A 21,134-nucleotide genomic window follows, 5' to 3' on the forward strand; every position below is an offset into this window, starting at 1 on the left:
AATTCATAATCACGCATAGGTTTTTCCTGTGTTATTTATCCATTTTTCAAACTTTAACATCATGAAAAAAGTAATGCTGATGGCTATTGCCATCTTGTTTTCAGCGGCGACCGTTTTCGCTGCTCACTCAACCATGGTATCTGATACCACTAAAACCCAAAAGGTAAAACCTGTTACAAAAGTACAATATACCTGTACCATGCACCCGGAAGTGGTGATGGACAAGCCTGGTAAATGCCCGAAGTGCGGTATGACATTGGTAAAAAAGACTGATACCAAAAAGAAACCGGCAACCATGAAAATGTAAAACTATCAGCCCCGCTTTATGCGGGGCTGATTAAAGCAATTAAGATGATTAATCAACTTATTTCCCTGTCCCTAAAGAACAGGTATATCGTGCTGCTGATCGCTATAATCCTCTTTGCATGGGGAGTATATGCGGTTAAGCAAAACCCGATCGATGCCATTCCCGACTTGTCAGAGAACCAGGTGATCGTATTTACGGAGTGGCAGGGCCGCAGCCCGCAGATCATGGAAGACCAAGTAACTTATCCGTTGGTGAGTAACCTGCAGGGCATCCCAAAAGTAAAAGCCATACGCGCGACTTCAATGTTCGGGATGAGCTTTGTTTACATTGTATTTGATGACAAAGCGGATATATATTGGGCACGAAGCCGGGTATTAGAAAGATTGAACTATGCACAACGGCTATTGCCACAGGGCACTACTCCAACGCTTGGGCCGGATGGCACTGGTGTTGGTCATATTCTGTGGTACACACTTGATGCCAAAGGAATGGATTTGGGCGAACAACGTGCTTTACAGGATTGGTATGTTAAATTAGGTTTGCAAACAGTTTCCGGTGTGAGTGAAGTCGCATCCTTTGGAGGTTTTGAAAAACAATACCAGATCACTATTGACCCACATAAACTTAACTATTATAACATACCATTATCGCAGGTGCTTAAAGCTGTAAAAAGCAATAATAACGACGTTGGTGGCCGCAAGTTTGAAATGAATGGCACCGGTTATATTGTGCGCGGGTTGGGTTATATCAAAAGTTTACAGGACGTGGAGAATATTCCTATTGGGGTGATTAGCACTATTCCGGTAACAATAAAAGACATTGCAACCGTTCAAATGGGCGGTGACCTGCGCCTGGGCATATTCGATCAGAATGGAGAGGGCGAAGCTGTTGGCGGCATCGTGGTGATGCGTTACGGGGAAAATGCAGATAAAGTGATTCATGCTGTAAAAGATAAAATGGCCGATATAGAGAAGGGATTTCCACCTGGAGTTAAATTCAAGATCGCTTATGACCGGAGCGAACTGATAGAAAGCGCAATTGGCTCTGTAAAGCATACCTTAATCGAGGAAATGATAACAGTGTCCATTATTGTTATCCTGTTTCTATTCAGTTGGCGAAGCGCTTTGAGCATCATCATACAAATACCGATCACCATTGCGGCCAGTTTTATTTTACTTAATGCCTTTGGTATCAGTTCCAATATCATGTCATTGACCGGAATCGCTTTAGCCATCGGGGTGATCGTTGATAATGGCATCGTGATGGTCGAAAACTCACACCGCAACCTGGCAATTGCACAAGAAAAAGAAAGGTCATGACCACAGCAGAAAGAATTAAAATTATAGAAGCATCCTGTAAACAAGTAGGGCGTGGCGTGTTTTTCTCTACACTCATTATCGTTGCTTCGTTCCTCCCTGTATTTTTATTGGAAGGCCAGGAGGGTAAACTATTCGGGCCATTAGCCTGGACAAAATCTTTTATTCTGGCTATTGATGCTATTCTTGCGGTAACGCTTGCACCCGTACTCATCTCTTTTTTCCTTAAAGGTAAATTAAGAACGGATGACCATAACCCCCTGAACCGGGTTTTGCAAAAAGTATATCATCCCTTATTGAACTGGTGCATGACCTGGCGCAAAACCACTATCGGTGTTAACATTCTTGCTTTATTAATCAGTGTACCGTTATTACTCAGCCTGGGTACGGAGTTTATGCCGCCATTAGATGAGGGAACCATCCTGTTTATGCCGGTTACCCTGCCCGATGTTTCCAATTCGGAGGCAAAACAGATTTTACAGCTACAGGACAGGATTATTAAAAGTATACCTGAAGTAAAAAATGTATTAGGTAAGGCTGGCAGGGCGAATACAGCAACTGACAATTCGCCTGTTAATATGGTGGAAACCATCATTCTGCTAAAACCAAAGGATGAATGGCGTAAAGGCATCAAAAAGGAAGACATTATTAACGAGTTGAACGCCAAATTGCAAATACCCGGTGTAGTAAACGGCTGGACACAGCCCATCATAAATCGTATCAATATGCTTTCGACCGGTATCCGTACCGACGTTGGATTAAAAGTTTACGGGCAAAACCTGGATACCATTTATGCTTTATCAACCCGAATGAAAAGGGAGTTGCAGGGTATTGCCGGTGTAAAAGACCTCTATGTTGACCCGATTACCGGGGGTAAATATTTGGATATAAAAGTAAACAAAGATGCTATTGGCCGTTATGGATTGAGTGTTGACGATGTGAACGAAGTTGTGGAGAGCGCATTGGGCGGGATGAACCTCACACCAACTATTGAGGGGCGCAGAAGATTTAGTGTCAACCTACGCCTGGCGCAGGATTACCGGAACAGCCTGGACGCGATCAAACATACATTGGTTCAAACCAGCAATAACGGACCAATACCTTTATCATCCGTCGCCGATATTCAGATCAATGATGGCCCGGCTATGATACAATCGGAAAATGCCTTATTGCGGGGCACGGTTTTGTTTAATGTACGCGACCGGGATTTAGGAAGTACCGTTGATGAAGCCCAAAAACGACTAACCAGCATGGTTAAAACTTTACCTAAAGGGTATTTTATTGAATGGAGCGGGCAGTATGAGAACTTGATACGCGCCGAGCATACATTGAAGCTGGTTTTGCCTATTGTACTGATCATCATTTTCGCTTGTTTATATTTTGCATTTCATTCCATACGTGAAGCATTTTTCAGCCTTATTTCTATACCCTTCGCGCTGATAGGCGGCGCGTATATGGTGTATTTTTTCGGTGTACACTTATCGGTTGCCGTAGCTGTTGGTTTTATAGCACTGTTTGGCATAGCGGTTGAAACGGGTATTGTAATGGTGATCTACCTCAATGATGCCATGCAACAATTGGTTGCGCTTAAAGGAAACTCGGCAGCTACAATTACCCGTGCCGACCTGCACGAATATGTGATGAACGGTGCAGTAAAAAGGTTAAGGCCAAAACTCATGACCGTTTGCGTGGCTTTATTTGGCCTGGTGCCTATCCTATGGTCCACTGGTACGGGCAGCGATGTCATGCTGCCTATTGTGCTGCCGATGATTGGCGGGGTTTTAACTTCTTCCACCCATATTTTACTGGTTACCCCGCTCATCTTTTTAATGGTGAAAGAATACGAACTCAAAAAACATGGTAAGCTGGAAGTATTGGAGGTAAAGGAGTAATGAAAACAAGAAATCAAATTATAGTTAGCTTGCTGTTCTGTATGGCAGGCTTATCAGCCAAAGCACAGCGCTTGCCTTTAGACAGCGTTTTAGCCCGTACTCGCGCTAATCCTGCTTTAATGGTTTATGATGCAAAGGCCAGCGCTCAGGATGCTTACGCAACCGGTGCAAAAAGCCTGGATGCGCCAAAGGTGAGTGCAGGCCAGTACCAGGTTCCGTATCAGCTTAATCCGAATGGTGGCTCCTTTATGATACAGGCAGAGCAAATGTTTAGTAACCCTGCAAAGCTAAAGGCAAAGGAAAATTATATGAAAGGCTTATCCAGGGCAACGGCCGAAGATAAAAACTTCCTTAAAAATCAATTGATCGCCCAGGCAAAACAATACTATTACGAACGGGTGGTGTTGGAAAAGAAACTGGCGCTGTTACAGCATACGCAAAACTTGCTTGAATATATGCTCAGGGACGCTAATATACGGCTGACCTATGGTAAGGAAAAACTACCCAATATTTACAAAGCCAAAGCAGAGTTGTTTGAACTGGATAATACCCGTGAGCAACTCAATAATGAGATCAGCCAAAAGAATATTATGCTGAATACTTTAATGAACCGGGATAAGCAAATAACTTTTACGGTTGATACGAATATTGTTGTAAAAGATTATACAACCGCATTAACCGATACATCCAGCTTGGCCGGTAACCGCAGTGATATTAAAGGAATAAGCCGGAATATTGATTTGCAGCAATTGAATGCCCAAATGGAATACAGTAAGCGCAAACCTGATTTTGGTGTGCAGGCCGGGCATATGCTTAGCTACGGTGGCATGGCTAACCAATATATTCTCATGGCTTCGGTAACGATACCTATTGTTCCATGGGCCTCAAAAGAATACAAGGCCAACCTGAAGGGTATCAGCTATGAAATAGAAGAATTACAGCAAAAAAAGTTAGCTATACTCAATCAGGTGCAAGGGCAACTGGCAGGATTGCGAACTGATATGAGCAGTAAGAAAAGACAGTTGAAAAACTACGATCAAAATATCATACCTGCTCTGCAAAACGGTTACAAAACGGCGTTGCTGGCTTACGACCAGAATACCGGAGACTTGCCATCAGTTTTAGACGGCATCAAAAGTTTGCAGATGTTGCGTATGGAAGCCTTAGACCGCTTACAGGAATTGTTAACCTTACAGGTAGCTTATGAAAGGGAAAATGAAAGCAATTAAAATTATCCTATCGGTCTTTTTAGCGGTACTCGGTGCCTGCTCCAATCCAAAACCCGCGTCTGTTGCCGTTCAGGCAAAAAGCGAAGTAAAATATACCTGCCCGATGCACCCGCAGATATTGGAAGATCATCCGGGTAGCTGCCCTATATGTGGTATGACCTTAGTGAAAAAATCGGGCCAGGCTAGTGAGGGCGCAGGTATCAGTTTAAATACTGTTTTAGAGCCGGTTAATTCTTCGGTCATTTCAACGGTTAACGCTATTGTTCCTGAACAAAAGGAAATACAAACCCATATTTTGGCAGATGGTTATTTGGATTTTGATGCGCACACATTTAATAATATCGCATCCCGTTTTTCGGGACGCATTGAAAAGCTATACATCAGATTTGCTTTCCAGGAAATCCATCAGGGGCAGCGCATTTTTGATATTTATAGCCCGGACATGGTAACAGCCCAACAGGATTTGCTATACATCAGTAAAAACTCACCTCAGGAAACAGGGTTGCTCAATGCGGCAAAACAAAAACTACTATTACAGGGAATGACCAATGAGCAGGTTAACCAGATTGTTAAAATAGGGAAGCCGTTTTACAGCCTGCCGGTTTACAGTCCTTATGATGGCCATGTGCATGATGTGGCGCATAGCCAAATGACAGGAACCACAGAAACAAAAGCAGTTGCAGATTTTACAAATAACTTACCATTAACCATCAAAGAGGGCATCTATGTTGAAAAGGGACAAACCTTGTTTAACGTAGTTAATCCGCATAGGCTATGGGCCATTATCAAGATTGACCGTTCTAACATCGCCGCTTTAAAATTAAACCTGCCGGCTAAAATTACACTGCCCGATCTGCCGGGAAAAATGCTTGACGGAAAGGTGAATTTTATTGAACCTGTTTTACAGAGCGGCGATAAAACAACGCGTATCCGGGTTTATCTGGATAATATGGATCACAACCTAAAAGTAAACAGCCTGGTCAAAGCCGAGATCCAAACCGGGAAAATAAATGGCTTATGGATACCCCGGTCTGCATTGGTTGATTTGGGCCGGACACAAATTGTCTGGCTGAAAAAAGGCGCAGCCTACCGGGCCCACCAGGTTAGTACAGGTTTAGCAAATGGTAATGAAATACAAATTACAAAGGGTTTGGCTATTACCGATAGTCTGGCATCAAATGCCCAATATTTAACAGATAGCGAAAGCTTTATTAAAACGCAAAGCCATGAATAAATTAAAAATAGTAGTGCTGCTCTTAGTTTTAGTGGTTACCGCCTGCAAGCAAAAACCGCAGCAGGTAGCCAGGCAGCAAAGTAAAGCCTATTATACTTGTTCCATGCACCCGCAGGTACATGAGGAATATCCCGGCAATTGTCCCATTTGCGGTATGAAACTGATCAAAGTAGAACTTACGGGTACAGGTGGTTCCGCTCCGGATAAAATAACCCTTACGACAACCCAATTGCAGTTAGCCGGTATTCAGACGGATACCGTCCGGGATGAAAATACCGGGCTTGAAAAAATGCTGACAGGGACGGTAACCGTAAATGAAAATACCGTCGCCGAACTTAGTGCAAGATTAGCCGGACGGGTACAGCAGTTATTCGTGAGGACCGTAGGTGAAAAAATAGTGGCAGGACAACCTGTTTATTCAATTTATAGCGAAGATTTACAGGAAGCGGAAAAGGAATACCTCCTGGCCAAACAACAACAAAAGGTGTTGCATAACCCGGATGTTGATTACGGGCAGCTAATCAGTTCGGCAGAAAACAAGTTGCTCTTATGGGGCTTATCAGCAACACAGATCAAAAACCTGGCTGCTTCAGGGAAAGTATCGGCCACAACAACCGTATTGAGTAAAGTTGGCGGCACCGTTAGTGATATTTCGGTTCACGAGGGAGATTATGTAACCGAGGGGATGACCATATTAAAAACGCAGGCATTAAATAATTTGTGGATAGAAGCACAATTGTATGCCAGCGATGCCGGGAACTATAAAGAAAATAACAGGGTTAGCGTTTCTTTTCCTGATTTGAATGAACAAGTGATAAATGGTAAGGTAGAATTTGTCAACCCTGAATTATCAGAAGCCTCTAAAGTTGATTTAATAAGGGTAAGCATCCCCAACCCGAAGGGACTGATACGGCCCGGAATGCTGGCCTATATTTCCATTGGCGGCAGCGGTGCCCGTTCTTTAGCTGTACCAGTTTCCGCTATCCTGACAGACAGCAAGGGCAGTAAGGTTTGGGTAAAAAATGCAGACGGCAGTTTTTCATCAAAAATGATCAAGGTGGGTTCGGGAAATCAAAACTATGTGCAAGTGCTGACCGGCATAGAGGCGGGGACTATCATAGTGACAAATGGCGCATATTTATTAAACAGTGAGGCGTTCTTTAAAAACGGTAATGATAATATGGGTGGAATGAAAATGTAAATCAGCATGCGAAAAGTTTAACTACAATCCTGCACCAAATGCGGCATCAAAATGTCAATTAAAAAGAAATTGTGCGCTATTCGTGTAGTTGTGAATTGCCAAAAAAAGCGTACGAAACCTGATTTAACTTGCTTATACACAATGTATTAAATCAATTAATATCTTGACTTTCAGTAATTACCGTTTACCCGGGTCATAAATAGCTACAGCCACACGCGAATCCGCGCAACCATAATACAAGAACCATTTAGCATGGTAATAAACCAGTCCCTCAATAAATACGGTACCCGCCGGGTATTGACCGCTCTTTTCAAACGGTGCTTCAGGTATTAAAAATGGTTTATCCAAACGCTTCACAAATTTTGTTGGATCAGTGAGGCTAAACAATGCCTGGCCCGCACAATAAGCATTTGAGGTATAATTTTTATCGCCACTATTAGCGTCATTTTTACCATTATATAACAATACAATTCCCTTATCTGTAATTATAGCAGGCGGACCACATTCTGTTAACCGACTATCAAAATATCCTTTTCTTGGTGAAAATAAAATTTTCAGCGTGCCGTCTCCGTTAACTAACGGGGTCCAGTTAACCAGATCTGCTGAAGTAGCGGCATAAACGTGTTCTTCGCCCCAATACATCCAATATTTACCATTTATTTTAGTTATTATCTGTTTATTGTTAATTACCCTGGTAATTATTGAAGCCGATTTTGTAGCCATGTTTAAAAACTTACCATTATATGCTTCTTTAAAAACGGGGCCATTTTTTTTCCATATGAACAGATCCCTGGATGTTGCCGCGGCTAAACGCGGAACCTTATGATTCCACTCTGTATAAAGTATCACATATGTACCATTGGCTGTTACAGCTACGCGCGGATCTTCACATCCTCCGGTCCATTCAAATTCCTTCGCAATATCTTCTGCCGGAAATAACACCGGTTTTGGAAATCTTTTTACTGTTGTTCCATTTTTGCTTTCTGCAATTCCTATCCGCGACGTGCGTGAGCCAATTCCTTGGCCTGAATTATCTTCTGATCGATAAAGAATATATATATTTCCATCTTTTACCGTAGCAGCCGGATTAAAAGTATCGTTTGATTCCCAATGCCACATTTGCCTATGCATTGGATCATAAAATATACCCAATGTATCAGGTGAGATTATGGGGTTAACATTTTCCGGTCTTATAAAAGGGCCCAGGGCCCAAGATGGCAGATTATTATTTGCCTGAGCCATTACCTGATTACAGATCAGGCAAATGATGGAGGCCAATTGTATAATTTTATATATTTTTTTCATATTAAGACGCTAATTGATCAATGATGGCAGCTCTATAGATATTTCCCAAGTACAGGCCGTGTAAATCGTTTTAGCAATCATGTCCTAAACTTTTTTATATTAGTTACTTCATAAGTATCAAATGTTATTTTTTCTGAGGCTAATATCAATACTAGTCATTTCTTTTGATATCAGGTTAATTTTTCATATCAAAGTTAATCACTCAAGCTATTGCGAGCTAGCTAAAAAAAGCGCCCGAAGAATGGATTAACTCACTTATAGCCTGCGACGTTTTTGTTTAACCGGATTGCCGGCCGGTTCAGTTTCCACGATACTTAACCGCAATTCACGCCCGGCGAGTAGTGTTCCATTAAGCGTAGCAATCGCCAGCTCGGCACCCTCGCGGTCGGCTATCTCCAGGAAAGCATAACCCTTGCAAACTTTAGTCTTTTTGTCGCGCACAACTTTGATTGTGCAAACATTGGCATAAAAGGCGACTAACTGTACAATCTCCAGTTCGGTCATATCTAATGGAAAGCCGCCGATAAATAATTTGATCATTGAACTAATAAAAATTTTATACCTTAAAGATACGACTTTGTTTTCTTAAGCTAAAACAAAGTCCCTTGCTCTTTTTCCGGTTCCAGGTAATTTCGAATCAGACCAATAATTTCGGCGCCATACCGAGCTACTTTTTGCGGGCCAATAGCTTTGATCGCAACCTACATGCCTTTCTGCTAGTTCTAAAACCGGTTCAACTAGCACAAAGCCAGTCTCATGCCATTCCAGTAGCCAACTGCCCGGCTGCCCGTTGCGGACATGGTTATGAAACCTAGCTACAAAGTTATACTAATATTTTTAGCATTTTATAGAAAAAATTACAAAATATTTTCCACTTTTGTTTTCGATATGAACAATAATGCCCATTTGATTAACGATGCCCGCGCCTGGGTAAAGCGTAAAAACGGCCCGGATGAGGTCGTACGCATCTTATTGGATACCGAAACTGAGGACGTGGTGTTTTGCTACCAGCTTTATACGGCCTATGATGAAAAGCCGGATTATCTGGGTCGTATTTTATTTGACGCGCAAGGTTACTGGATTTATGACGGGAATACGCTGGCCATTGCCGAGCAGGAGCAACTGGCCAAATTTATCATCAATTACCAGGAAGTATTATGAATAAGACCATTAATTACTGATCGACCCGGAATAAAAAAGTAAACCCTGAAAATTCAAAAGGTCAGCCAAAAAGTTTTACAGGATTACGCACCGGACGAGATCAATATTCCCAAACAGTCTCGTAACCACCCAAACTTTCCGCGTAGGCGATCAGTTCGGCATAGAATGATGTTTGTGCCAGCGTAGCGCTGTCGCCAACCAGCACCAGCTTCAATTTGGCGCGGGTCATGGCCACGTTCATCCGGCGATAATCGGAGAGAAAGCCGATGACGCCATTGTTGTTACTGCGGGTGAGGGATATATAGATCACATCGCGTTCCTGACCCTGGAAACCATCTACGGTGTTCACTTCAACTGAAGCTCCCAACAACAAGTCTTTCAGAATATTGACCTGCTCTTTATACGGCGCTATAACGGCGATACTTACGCCGGTATAGTTCATAGCCATAATATGACGTACGATAAAAGCAGCTTCATCTGGGTTGGCGATACTGGTGCCTTCTGCTTGTTCTTCGTAAGCCGCCCCGGCGGTATCAATGAATGTAAAAGGTTTATCGTCCGCTTTCCATAAACGGCTTGCTACCATTGGGTGTGCAATGAGTTGATTATGGTAAAACTTCAGGGATGAAAAACCCATGATGGCGGTGTTCATCCGGTATTGTTCTGCCAACAGCGTCACGGCCTCCGGGTGTAGGGCGGCGGTCTTTTCGAGCAGAGTAGTGGTTAAGCCGCTTTGCCGCGACTTAACGGTTGGCGGCAACTGGAGGTGGTCGCCGGCAAGAACGATGCGCTGCGCCTTTAAAATGGGTATCCAGGCGGCTGGTTCCAACGCTTGCCCGGCCTCGTCCATGATCACCGTGCTAAAGGTCAGCTTTTTGATGGTGTAATGATCAGCACCTACAAGTGTGGCGGTGATAACCTGAGCTTTGCTAATGACATCATCGCTTACAAACTCTTCGATTTTAGCCACATCACGCATAATACGGTGCGCTTCATCAAACAAGGCCTTGCGTTGTTCGCGTTCTGCTTTACCAAAACTGCGTTTATATTTATGCGCCATGTTCTTGAACTCGGCAGCCATTTTCTTAAGTTTCTTAACCTCTTTTACCTGATCATGATTAGCCATACGGCTATCCAGGGTGAGTTTTTGCAGTTGTTCGGTCACCCGTACCGGGTTGCCGATCCTTAGTACGTTCAGGCCGGTATCTGACAATTTCTTACTTAATAAGTCAACCGCCGTATTACTGGGAGCGACCACAAGGAGCTGCGGCTCACCACATTCTATCAAAGCGTTTATTGCCGCTACTAATGTGGTGGTTTTACCGGTGCCCGGCGGACCGTGCACAATAACGAGATCCTGTGCCCCGAGTATGTTCCTGACCGCGGCTTCCTGAGAACTATTTAAATTATTGTTGCTGTAACTGGCTGGAACGAATACAGGACTTGCCTTTCCGGTAAGCACGCGAACCAGATGACTATCAGTCCGTTCTGCTGCTTTTAGCGCGTTCCGCATCTCGTCATAACTATAAGCATCAAATAAAAGGTCGATGCCCAGTTTTCCGCCGCTGGCCCAATCGGGCAGCTCCTCTGTTAGTAATGTCACTTTCATCCGGTCACCGCCAATATACGTGACTGTACCATTTACCCGGTCTGCACTATCATGGTTGGAAAACAAAGCGACCGAGCTGCCAAAACGAATTTGATGCGACAACTCTTTATGGGTGGTGCGTTCTACCTCTACACTCAGATAATCCCCACGAGCAGGTTCGGTGTTACGGATAGCGATGGGGTACCAGCTCAGGCCCAATGCCCGCCGCTGTGCCGCGCCGGTGCCGGCGGTCAGGCCGGAGAATGCCGCCTCATCAGCCGCGCGTTCGGCGGCTAATAGTTCTGACTGTTGTTTAAAATAACTCATGGTTTATTTCATTGCGAATTTCGCAATTTTAAGTAATACTGAATTTATAATCAGTGTGATGAGTTTAGTTAAATGAACTGTTACTTTAAGTAATTTTGCTATTTTCTGATTCACCTGTTTGTCTCTACCACCGTCGTGATTAGCTTTTCTATTTTATGAATGATCGGCTGTATATTCAGTTTTTTCCTGAAAGTATATTTTCGTATCGCTTTTAATTTCTGTTTAGACCCAAGGTTTGATCTTGCCGGCAAATTTATAATTTTTACCATAAAAAGGCGACTGTCAACGGTTGGCGCCTGCGATTGGCGGTGATGCCGTTGCCTTTATTGATATAAAAAGATACTGATTGGTGAATCGTTAAATCATAACAGCACCGGAAAATCAAATATTTGCCGGTTTTTTTGCCTACTTCCAGGAAATATTATTAGGATTTGTGTTATAATAAAACTTGTTTTTTACAGCTTTTGTAAATATATCTGCACAATAAACGTAAAAAATCAACGGTACATTACAAGTTAAGAGCAACTCGCCCAATGTCTTGAAATATTGTATATCAACATATTATCTTTGATATATCAAAAGCAATAATCAATTTGTTGCTGATACAATGAACAACGATAAATATCGGCACCCCAAATGTTCATCTTTCAAGAGAATACAGCAATGTAAGTGAGGTAGCGAAGCCATGTTCGGCCGTTCCCTGATGACGCATCGCATTTCATTTTATAGCCCTTCCCTACAAAAAAGCCCCTGCAAACTGTTAAAAATAAGGTTATTGATTTAGGCCCCAACAATCGTCAGGAGGTGAAATATCAGGTACTCCTTTTATGAAATTGAACCCGAAATAGCAAAAACTAAAATTATGGTAACAGAGAATGATGTGATAGTAAGTGTATGCTGTATCACGTATAATCATAAACAATTCATAGCCGAATCAATTGAGGGCTTTTTAATGCAGAAAACAAATTTTCTGTTCGAAATTGTTATTGGTGATGATTGTTCTACCGACGGAGCGACAGACGTGATAAAGGAGTATAAAGAAAAATATCCGGATAAAATCAAGTTGACGTCAGGAAATAAGAACGTTGGTGCTCATAAGAATATGCGGAATATAATTGAAGCTTGCGTAGGAAAATATATTGCGCTTTGCGATGGTGACGACTATTGGACAGATCCATACAAACTACAAAAACAAGTTGATTTTTTAGAACATAACTCCGGGTATGTTATGTGCTGTCACTATACACGGGTAATTGATAAAGATTATAATACTTTGCATGTTGAGCCCCACCCTGTACCATTAGTACACACCTATCATGATTTATTAACAGGCAAACAAACAGAAACAAAAACAGCTACAGTAGTATACCGTAATATTCCGGAGGTGAACCAGCTATTTTATAAACCATGGTACTTTAACATTTTTGCTGTAGATAAACTGTTGAAGATATTTGCGACATACAATACCGGTCTTAAAATATATGTGATGCCCCAGGTGATGAGCTGTTATCGGAATCATGTTGGCGGTATATGGAGCATGGTTAAAACTGATGCGCGGAAAGAGATGGTGATTAGTGATTTTAATCTTATCATCAGACATTTTAGCTACAAATGGCCCCAGAAAGTAAAACTATTACTACTCTACTTGAAAAGAGATATTTTATTTGAGCTGCGGCGATTAAGGATACGCAAAGCTTATAACACCCTTAAATACCTTTTTAACCCTCTGTCGGTATCTTAATTTTCGTAAGGCATTCAATATACCTGTTAAGGAGATAACTAAGCCTACATCAAAATGTTATTAAATTAAAAGCAAGTTTATTGGTAACCATTCAATGTGGTTGATTTTTAGTGTATTATAATTTTGGGGTGTACCAGGGTGTACCAACGTGTACATGGTACAGTACAGTGACAACATTTAAATAGGTATAGGTTTATTGCTCATTTGCTTACTTCACAGGGGAACTAATTTTTAAAAACGCGTTATTAAGTTCTATTTAAATTAAACTAAACTTTATGGGGTATTTTGCAATTAAAAAAAGAAAAGAGTGGGATAGTTATGTAAACAGGTCTGTTTTTCATGATATTTTTCATTCATGGATGTATCATTCCTTAAATGACGAGGGCGAGTCGCTATTATTCGTATATCAGGAAAATGATCTATTTATTGCATTGCCGGTTATAAAAAGGAAAATTGAAAAGTCTGCATATTGCGATATGACGTCAGTATATGGTTACTGTGGGCCAATATCAAATAAAGATTTTGCTGATGTGTCAAAACGCATAATGGCCAATTTTAAAACCGCGTTTATGAAATTTATGAAAGAAGAAAATGCTGTTTGTATATTTTCAAGGCTTCATCCCTTTATTAAACAGCAACACTTATTGGAAAGCTTAGGCGGTGTGCAAGAAAATGGCACAACACTATATATGGACCTTACTATTTCTGTTGAAGACCAACAAAAAAAGTATGATAAAAGGCTTTTCAGGCAAATAAGAAAATTGCGGGAACAAGGTTATACAATTAAAGAGGCCACCGGTTTGAATGAGATTAAAGCTTTTATTGATATCTATCACAAAAATATGGATCGTTTAAATGCCGCTTCACGCTATTACCTTAGTGAGCGATATTTTACCGATATACTTGATCTGGAAGGTTATAATAATAAACTACTTCTTATTTATAACGGAACGGAGCTTATTTGCGGAGCCATTGTTCTGCTATCTGACAATATCATCAGAAATCATCTTTCAGCAACATCTCCAGACTATTTGAAAGAGTCGCCAAGTAAACTGCTAACAGATGAGATAAGCATGATTGGCAGAAGGCTGGGAAAGAAGATATTTCATCTCGGAGGTGGAGTAAGCGGAAAACAGGATTCGCTCTTTATGTTCAAAAGGTATTTTTCAGATTTACAGGTGACAGACCGTATCTGGTGTTACATTAATGACCACGCAGCATATAATAGCATTGTTGCAAAAGCCGGAACTGAGATAGACACAGAATCCACATATTTCCCTTTATACCGGCAACCAAAAAGAAATACCCAGCCATACATTTCAAACATTGAAACGGTAGCTAATTAATCACGCTAATAAAATTCGGTAACATGGAAAATAAATTTAAATATTCGGAGGCTGACCTTGCCACTTTTGAGCAGGTTATTAGTAATCATGGCTGGATCATTTATGAAGATGCTGTTGATGCTGATTTTTTGAAAGAAATAACCGATTCGCTGGCCAAGCTTTATGAAATAAGGCGCAAAATTCAAATAAATAACGGAATAGCAGCCAATATGGATGGGACTCTTCATCACCTGGTTGAAAAGGATATATTTACATTGAAGTTTCTTAAGCAAAAGTATTGTGCAGATCAGATCAGGCATTTTTTAAAAGGTAACTATATTTTAAATTCGTTGGGCGCAGTAATAAACGTAAAAAAAACGGGCAGATATGTTCAAAACATACACCGCGATATCAGGAGCTTTACAGGCGATTTTAAGTTGATGATCCAACTCATGATTATTCTTGACGATTTCACACTCGATAACGGCGCCACCTATTTTTTGTCGGGCTCGCATAAGCAGGAAGAAAAGCCGGATGATGATTTCTTTTACAACAATGCTGATCGTGCCGTAGTTAAAAAAGGCAGTATTATAGCCTTCGATGCGAATTTATGGCATGCAGCAGGTAAGAATTATACAGAAAACCCGAGGCGGGCTTTAACCATGGCATTTACCCGTCCGTTTTTTAAACCACAACTTGACTATCCCAGGGCCTTGGGCTACGCTTTTGGCGAGGGGTTGGATGAGAATTTGAGGCAAGTTTTAGGTTATAATGCCAGGATACCTGAAAATCTGGATGAATATTATCAGCCGGTTGAAAAAAGGATGTACCAGCCCGGGCAAGGTTAATTTAAAGGAAACTCACCCCATCAGTTGTAAGAGCAACAGCGTTTTTACAAGCCCGTAATTAAAACTGCTCCTCATTCCAGTAAATTTTAACAGTAACAATCGTTTTGTTTTAAAACCTCAAATGGTGATCTTTTTCATCATGCCTAAATGATTTTAAGTTTTTTTAGTTAATTAATCAGATTTTATGTGTGGAATTGTAGGTTATATTGGGTATCGCGATGCATGGCCAATAGTAATGAAGGGATTGAACAGGCTGGAATACAGAGGCTATGATAGCGCCGGTATTGCAATTATAAATAATTTAGGTTTTAATGTTTATAAAAAAGCCGGAAAGGTTACATCACTTGAACACTTTGCTGATGGTAAAGACAAAAGTGGTAAGATAGCAATAGGACATACCCGATGGGCAACGCATGGCCAACCATCCGACCATAATTCGCATCCGCATTCTTCGAACGACAAACGTCTGCACATCATTCACAATGGCATAGTTGAGAATTATGCCACAATAAAAGAAGATCTTTTAAGTCGCGGGCATCAGTTTGATAGTGATACCGATACAGAGGTATTGATTCATTTAATAGAAGAGATACAAAATATTGCGCAAACCGACCTTGTGGAGGCCGTAAGGCTTGCGCTGAACGAGGTTATAGGTGCTTACGCCATTGTGATCTTAGACCGGGAAAACCCAGACCAGTTAATTGCAGCACGTAAGGGCAGCCCACTTGTTATAGGTGTTGGCGTTGGTGAATACTTCATAGCCTCGGATGCAACACCTATTGTAGAGTATGTTAAAAAAGTTATTTATTTAAAAGATAATGAAATAGCATTAATAACAAGAGACCAGCTTTTAATAAAACACCTCGATAACGTAGTGCAAATACCTTTAATACAAGAGCTTGAACTAAAGTTGGAGGAGCTTGAAAAAGGCGGTTTTGAGCATTTTATGCTAAAGGAAATATTTGAGCAACCCCGCTCTTTAACAGATTGCATGCGAGGCCGCCTTTACCCCAAAGAAGGAAAAGTTGAATTGGGCGGAATTAAACAATATGCAGAGAAGTTAAAAAACATAGATCGGATTATTATTGTTGCCTGTGGCACTTCGTGGCATGCAGGTTTGGCGGGGGAGTACTTAATTGAAGAATTTGCGCAGGTTCCGGTTGAAGTTGAATACGCTTCTGAGTTTAGGTACCGTCATCCAATCATTAATAAAGGCGATCTGATTATTGCCATTTCGCAATCGGGCGAAACAGCCGACACCATGGCTGCCATTGAGATAGCAAAAGAAAAGGGAGCAACAATTTTTGGTATTTGCAATGTTGTAGGTGCATCAATTCCGAGGATTACTCATGCCGGAGTGTATACACATGTGGGCCCAGAGATCGGTGTAGCATCAACAAAAGCCTTTACCGCACAAGTAACGGTTTTAACCCTCATCGCTTTTTATATCGCTCAGCAAAAAGGGATTCTGAAGCCAACAGAATTAACTGGTCTTTTAACTGAATTGAATAATATTCCGGATAAAATACAAAGGGTTTTGGCAAAAAACGAGCTGATAAAGGATATTGCTTTTCAGATCAAAGATGCCAAAAACTGCCTATTCTTAGGGCGGGGAAGTGGATTCCCGGTAGCGCTAGAGGGGGCGTTAAAATTAAAAGAGATTTCTTATATCCATGCAGAAGGCTATCCCGCTGCCGAAATGAAACACGGCCCCATTGCGCTTATTGACGAAGAAATGCCGGTTGTTTTTATTGCAACTAAAAATTCGTCATACGAAAAAGTGGTCAGTAATATCCAGGAGGTTAAGGCCCGTAAAGGAAAAATAATCGCTATCGTTACCGAAGGTGATACGCAAGTGAAAGAAATGGCCGACTATTATATTGAGATACCTGATACTGACGAGGCATTTTTGCCATTGATAGCCACAGTACCATTACAATTACTGGCATACCATATTGCTGTAATGCGAGGTTGCAATGTTGATCAACCACGTAACCTGGCCAAATCGGTTACGGTTGAATAAGTATTTGCCTGCTTTTTCTGGTTGTTCTTTTGTCTGTTTCGTTATTGGTTTTGCAATTAAAGTTTTATTATGCACATTGTTTTTTACAGCATTTGTAAAACCCCCTACTTCCTGTTTTACATTAAGTGTAAATAAATTTCTCCCTTTTTACATTTTAATTCCAATCTACAAAAGCCGTATTTTATTGATAATCAAACATATACATTTGACATATGAATATGTTTAGTCACTCACCTTTTATACTTAACCCAATGAATATTAAAACATTTTATTGCAGCTGCGCTTTTGCCCTATTGTTTGCAAGCGGGTGCGCGTCAAGAAGAGACCTTGTATATTTTAGTAACCTGGCAAATACAGGGGCGGTTGCTAATCCTAAAAATCAGGAGGTTCATATTGCGCCAAATGACATGGTTAACATTACCATGCACAGCCTTAGCCCTGAATCAGATAATTTGTTTTTAAATAAAAACAGCGCACTATATGCACTGTATGCACCAGCAAAAATTGATGGGTACAGGGTAAATAAAGATGGTTTGATAGACCTCCCAATAATTGGTGGTTTTAAAATTGCAGGAATGAATATTGAAGAAGCTCAAAAAGCGATCACCCTTGAATTAAGTAAAAAAGTAAAGGATCCATTGGTAGATGTTCAGATAGTGAATTTTAAGATTACGGTAATAGGTGAAGTTAATAAGCCTTCAACTTTTATTATAACAAATGAAAAAGTAAATGTACTTGAAGCGCTTGGCATGGCCGGTGATATGACCGTATATGGCAAAAGAGATAACGTATTGGTTATACGTAATGAAGGAGGCGATAAAACATTGAAAAGACTGAATCTTAACAACAAAGATTCATTTGATTCACCTTATTTCTATCTCAAGCAAAATGATATTGTGTACGTCGAGCCCGATAAGTCAAAAGCCGTTGAGTATAGCCAAAATACTCGATTAATGCCGTTGATTATAGCCTCAATATCTGCCTTGGCAGTTTTGGCAGCAGTAGTATTAAAACGATAACAATTAAGTAATCAAATTATTGACAAATGTTAAAACTAAGAGCCATGGATACCAAATTTGTTTTAAATCCGGCAACACGCCCTGATAATTATAAAGAAAAAATTATGCCATACGTGAAAAAATGGTATTGGTTTTTAATAGCACTTGTTATGTGCCTGGCCGGAGTATGGTTTTATTTGGATAATGCAACACCGATATACAAAGTGAGCAGTACTCTACTTATCCTCGATGACAAAAAAGGCGACGGTATACTTAAATCAACTGCGTTTAGCGATCTTAATATGTTCCAGGAAACCAAAACCGCTGATAATGAAATAGAAATACTGCGATCAAAAGATTTAATATATAACGCCCTGAGCAAGTTAAATCTGCAAACCAGTTATTTTAAGAAGGATGGTTTTAAAACCCGCGAGTTATATAACAAAGAAGCTCCATTTTTGGTTTCTATCAACCAGCTGAAAAAACCTGCATATTTAAAAGAGCTAAGCCTGTTAAATATGTCTGATAGCACTTTTCTTTTAAAAGAGGGTAGCCAGACATGGGTATGCAAATATGGATATCCAATACAACGTGACGACTATAATATTATGGTAAATAAAGGGGCGGCCTTTTCAACCAGTAATGAACCCGTTTATATACGATTTAACAACCTCAATAAAATGGCAGCATCATATAGCGCGGGCTTGTTAAAAGTTAACCCGGTTATAAAAGAATCTAGTACAATAACTTTAAGTTTAAATGATGCTGTACCCGAACGGGGAGTGGATATACTTACAAACATTATCAATACTTATAATATTGAGAACGTTCAAAAAAAGAATATAATGGCAGTTAACACCATCATATTTATAGATAAACGTTTGAAAGCCATGGAGCAGGATCTGTCTGTAGCCGAAAGCGCCATGGAAAACTACAAGCAACAAAACTATGCTATTGACGCAACTGCCGGTACGCAAATCAATCTAACTAAGTCTGCAGAATATGGTCAGCTACTTGAAACATCCGAAGTTCAATTGGGTATAGCAAATTCCATTTCGACATATTTAAGTAGTACCAATAATCAGTTTAATGTTGTACCAAGTACAATGGGGCTGAAAGATCCGGTATTAAATACATTAATAGGCCGGTTTAATGACTTACAGATTGAAAGAAACAGGATGTTGCACAGCGCGAATTTGAGTAATCCGCTTGTTCAAAATCTTAGCGACCAAATATCCGGGTTACGTTTAAATATTATGGAGAACCTTGAAAATATTAAAAAAGGTTTTGTAATTGAAAATAATCAACTGAAAAAGAACTCAGCCCGGTATATATCCAGAATACAATCGGTACCTGCACTCGAAAGAGGGTTGTTGCAACGTAGCAGAGAACAGATCGTTAAAACCAATCTTTATCAATACTTTTTGCAAAAACGCGAAGAAACTGCACTTTCTTTATCTGCAACAATACCAACCTCACAAATGGTAGATAAACCGGCCTACAATACTAACCCTGAATATCCAAAACAACCATTAATGTACTTATATGGAAGTATTTTAGGACTTATTTTACCCGCCTTTATGATATACGGTGGTGATAAATTTAGCTCGAAAGTTAAAGATACAACAAGCCTTAAAGAACTTAATGGTATAAGAATACTTGGCGAATTAACTCATTGCGATCTTAAAAAAAACATCGCTATTCAAAGTGGCGGTACGTCAACTATAACAGAGCTTTTTAGGTATATACGTACAAACCTTGGCTTTTTAAATAATCATTCGCAAAACAAGGTGATGCTTGTAACCTCATGTATGAAAGGTGAGGGAAAAACATTCTTCAGTATAAACCTCGGGCTAACACTTGCATTGCTTAATAAAAGAGTATTGATTATGGAATTTGATTTGAGAAACCCGGATCTGCTTAAAAAAATGGGACTTTCTCAACAAAATGGTATTAGCAATTATTTAGAAGGCAATACCGAAGAGTTAAATATTCAGCCTTATGATAGTGCGCATAATCTATACGTAATGGGTTGCGGCTCAATGCCTGAAAATCCTGCGGAATTGCTTACCAGCAAGAGGGTAGATCAGCTCTTTGATATATTAAGGACCAAGTTTGATTATATAATTGTTGATACATCGCCTATTGGCATGGTAGCAGATGCCTTTAGCCTGGCAAAAAATGCCGACTTAAGCATTTACCTGGTGCGCTACAATTATACAAATACAGAACAACTGGATATACTTAAAGATATTCATGAGAATGAAAAGTTAAAAAATCTGATGGTTGTTCTTAATGATGCAAAAAGCGAGAACCGCCCGGGCTATACTTATGGAAGGTATGGTTATTCGGTCACCACTGCTGTATAATAACCAACTTGTATAATAATTTATAGTACCAATAATAAAAGAGGTAAGCGCTGGTGTTATTACGCGTTGATACATCTTTTAACAATGCAATAAATTTTGAAGAAGAATTATAAGCCAATATTAACAATTATAATTCCTGAATAAAAAAGGCTTAAAAGTTTTTCTTCATCCGGCTCCGGCCATTTTCAATCAATTTTTCTAAATGTAGCTAAAACTGTCATGTAAGTGATATGGCGAAGCTATTGCCCTCATTCAAACACCGTTATTCTA

At 40.4% G+C, this 21,134-nt stretch carries 16 protein-coding genes; 13 read left to right on the forward strand and 3 right to left on the reverse strand.

The window, feature by feature from the left end:
- Positions 1-61 precede the first annotated feature (61 nt).
- Genes JWP71_RS06740 through JWP71_RS06765 form a run of 6 tightly spaced genes read left to right on the forward strand, consistent with a single transcriptional unit; the run spans position 62 to position 7,179 of the window.
- Positions 62-307 (forward strand): heavy metal-binding domain-containing protein, encoded by a 246-nt coding sequence (locus JWP71_RS06740; protein WP_299498114.1) that lies wholly within the window; start codon positions 62-64, stop codon positions 305-307.
- Between the two features lie 44 nt (positions 308-351).
- A complete protein-coding gene (locus JWP71_RS06745; RefSeq protein WP_299498115.1) occupies positions 352-1,626 on the forward strand; it encodes an efflux RND transporter permease subunit in 1,275 nt (424 codons plus the stop codon).
- Entirely contained in the window at positions 1,623-3,515 is a 1,893-nt protein-coding gene (locus JWP71_RS06750; protein WP_299498116.1) for an efflux RND transporter permease subunit, read from the forward strand. The genes JWP71_RS06745 and JWP71_RS06750 overlap by 4 nt, the downstream gene beginning before the upstream one ends.
- A complete protein-coding gene (locus tag JWP71_RS06755) occupies positions 3,515-4,744 on the forward strand; it encodes a TolC family protein (RefSeq protein ID WP_299498117.1) in 1,230 nt (409 codons plus the stop codon). Before JWP71_RS06750 ends, JWP71_RS06755 begins: the two co-directional genes overlap by 1 nt.
- The gene (locus tag JWP71_RS06760; protein WP_299498118.1) at positions 4,719-5,978 is read left to right on the forward strand and encodes an efflux RND transporter periplasmic adaptor subunit; all 1,260 of its coding nucleotides are present in this window, start codon (positions 4,719-4,721) and stop codon (positions 5,976-5,978) included. Before JWP71_RS06755 ends, JWP71_RS06760 begins: the two co-directional genes overlap by 26 nt.
- Positions 5,971-7,179, forward strand: a complete 1,209-nt coding sequence (locus JWP71_RS06765) for an efflux RND transporter periplasmic adaptor subunit (RefSeq protein WP_299498119.1) — start codon at positions 5,971-5,973, stop codon at positions 7,177-7,179. The genes JWP71_RS06760 and JWP71_RS06765 overlap by 8 nt, the downstream gene beginning before the upstream one ends.
- Positions 7,180-7,356: 177 nt before the next feature.
- Here the strand turns inward: JWP71_RS06765 and JWP71_RS06770 are convergent, their stop codons facing one another.
- Positions 7,357-8,484: a glycoside hydrolase family 130 protein gene (locus tag JWP71_RS06770; RefSeq protein ID WP_299498120.1), complete on the reverse strand. Its 1,128-nt coding sequence runs from the start codon at positions 8,482-8,484 to the stop codon at positions 7,357-7,359.
- Between the two features lie 255 nt (positions 8,485-8,739).
- Positions 8,740-9,024: an RNA-binding protein gene (locus JWP71_RS06775; RefSeq protein ID WP_299498121.1), complete on the reverse strand. Its 285-nt coding sequence runs from the start codon at positions 9,022-9,024 to the stop codon at positions 8,740-8,742.
- 348 nt (positions 9,025-9,372) lie between these two features.
- On the opposite strand from JWP71_RS06775, the gene JWP71_RS06780 reads away from it, so the two are divergent.
- On the forward strand, positions 9,373-9,645 hold the full coding sequence (locus JWP71_RS06780; RefSeq protein ID WP_299498122.1) for a hypothetical protein: 273 nt from the start codon (positions 9,373-9,375) through the stop codon (positions 9,643-9,645).
- Between the two features lie 100 nt (positions 9,646-9,745).
- On the opposite strand, the gene JWP71_RS06785 is transcribed toward JWP71_RS06780, so the two are convergent.
- A complete protein-coding gene (locus JWP71_RS06785) occupies positions 9,746-11,560 on the reverse strand; it encodes an AAA domain-containing protein (protein WP_299498123.1) in 1,815 nt (604 codons plus the stop codon).
- An 862-nt stretch (positions 11,561-12,422) separates the two neighbouring features.
- On the opposite strand from JWP71_RS06785, the gene JWP71_RS06790 reads away from it, so the two are divergent.
- The 6 genes from JWP71_RS06790 to JWP71_RS06815 all read left to right on the forward strand — a co-directional run bounded on the left by JWP71_RS06790 (position 12,423) and on the right by JWP71_RS06815 (position 20,864).
- A complete protein-coding gene (locus tag JWP71_RS06790; protein WP_299498124.1) occupies positions 12,423-13,301 on the forward strand; it encodes a glycosyltransferase family 2 protein in 879 nt (292 codons plus the stop codon).
- Positions 13,302-13,576: 275 nt separating this feature from the next.
- Complete coding sequence (locus tag JWP71_RS06795) at positions 13,577-14,647, forward strand: GNAT family N-acetyltransferase (RefSeq protein ID WP_299498125.1); 1,071 nt, start codon at positions 13,577-13,579, stop codon at positions 14,645-14,647.
- A gap of 23 nt (positions 14,648-14,670) precedes the next feature.
- On the forward strand, positions 14,671-15,474 hold the full coding sequence (locus tag JWP71_RS06800) for a phytanoyl-CoA dioxygenase family protein (RefSeq protein WP_299498126.1): 804 nt from the start codon (positions 14,671-14,673) through the stop codon (positions 15,472-15,474).
- Positions 15,475-15,658: 184 nt separating this feature from the next.
- Positions 15,659-17,497 carry a glutamine--fructose-6-phosphate transaminase (isomerizing) gene (glmS, locus tag JWP71_RS06805; RefSeq protein ID WP_299498127.1) on the forward strand — a complete coding sequence of 613 codons (1,839 nt, stop codon included), beginning with the start codon at positions 15,659-15,661 and terminating at the stop codon, positions 17,495-17,497.
- 251 nt (positions 17,498-17,748) lie between these two features.
- Positions 17,749-18,516: a polysaccharide biosynthesis/export family protein gene (locus JWP71_RS06810; protein WP_299498128.1), complete on the forward strand. Its 768-nt coding sequence runs from the start codon at positions 17,749-17,751 to the stop codon at positions 18,514-18,516.
- Between the two features lie 44 nt (positions 18,517-18,560).
- Positions 18,561-20,864, forward strand: coding sequence for a tyrosine-protein kinase family protein (locus JWP71_RS06815; RefSeq protein ID WP_299498130.1), 2,304 nt, complete (start codon positions 18,561-18,563; stop codon positions 20,862-20,864).
- The last annotated feature ends 270 nt before the right edge of the window (positions 20,865-21,134 follow it).

The sequence above is a fragment of the Mucilaginibacter sp. genome (assembly GCF_028287845.1).
Classification (GTDB): domain Bacteria; phylum Bacteroidota; class Bacteroidia; order Sphingobacteriales; family Sphingobacteriaceae; genus Mucilaginibacter.

Excerpts from the sequence above, each read along its gene's own strand:
- JWP71_RS06745 (WP_299498115.1), top strand. The coding sequence starts at position 352 with ATGATTAATCAACTTATTTCCCTGTCCCTAAAGAACAGGTATATCGTG.
- JWP71_RS06750 (WP_299498116.1), top strand. The coding sequence starts at position 1,623 with ATGACCACAGCAGAAAGAATTAAAATTATAGAAGCATCCTGTAAACAA.
- JWP71_RS06815 (WP_299498130.1), top strand. The coding sequence starts at position 18,561 with ATGGATACCAAATTTGTTTTAAATCCGGCAACACGCCCTGATAATTAT.
- glmS (WP_299498127.1), top strand. The coding sequence starts at position 15,659 with ATGTGTGGAATTGTAGGTTATATTGGGTATCGCGATGCATGGCCAATA.
- JWP71_RS06795 (WP_299498125.1), top strand. The coding sequence starts at position 13,577 with ATGGGGTATTTTGCAATTAAAAAAAGAAAAGAGTGGGATAGTTATGTA.
- JWP71_RS06785 (WP_299498123.1), bottom strand. The coding sequence starts at position 11,560 with ATGAGTTATTTTAAACAACAGTCAGAACTATTAGCCGCCGAACGCGCG.
- JWP71_RS06765 (WP_299498119.1), top strand. The coding sequence starts at position 5,971 with ATGAATAAATTAAAAATAGTAGTGCTGCTCTTAGTTTTAGTGGTTACC.
- JWP71_RS06770 (WP_299498120.1), bottom strand. The coding sequence starts at position 8,484 with ATGAAAAAAATATATAAAATTATACAATTGGCCTCCATCATTTGCCTG.
- JWP71_RS06740 (WP_299498114.1), top strand. The coding sequence starts at position 62 with ATGAAAAAAGTAATGCTGATGGCTATTGCCATCTTGTTTTCAGCGGCG.
- JWP71_RS06775 (WP_299498121.1), bottom strand. The coding sequence starts at position 9,024 with ATGATCAAATTATTTATCGGCGGCTTTCCATTAGATATGACCGAACTG.
- JWP71_RS06760 (WP_299498118.1), top strand. The coding sequence starts at position 4,719 with ATGAAAGGGAAAATGAAAGCAATTAAAATTATCCTATCGGTCTTTTTA.
- JWP71_RS06800 (WP_299498126.1), top strand. The coding sequence starts at position 14,671 with ATGGAAAATAAATTTAAATATTCGGAGGCTGACCTTGCCACTTTTGAG.
- JWP71_RS06755 (WP_299498117.1), top strand. The coding sequence starts at position 3,515 with ATGAAAACAAGAAATCAAATTATAGTTAGCTTGCTGTTCTGTATGGCA.
- JWP71_RS06780 (WP_299498122.1), top strand. The coding sequence starts at position 9,373 with ATGAACAATAATGCCCATTTGATTAACGATGCCCGCGCCTGGGTAAAG.
- JWP71_RS06810 (WP_299498128.1), top strand. The coding sequence starts at position 17,749 with ATGAATATTAAAACATTTTATTGCAGCTGCGCTTTTGCCCTATTGTTT.
- JWP71_RS06790 (WP_299498124.1), top strand. The coding sequence starts at position 12,423 with ATGGTAACAGAGAATGATGTGATAGTAAGTGTATGCTGTATCACGTAT.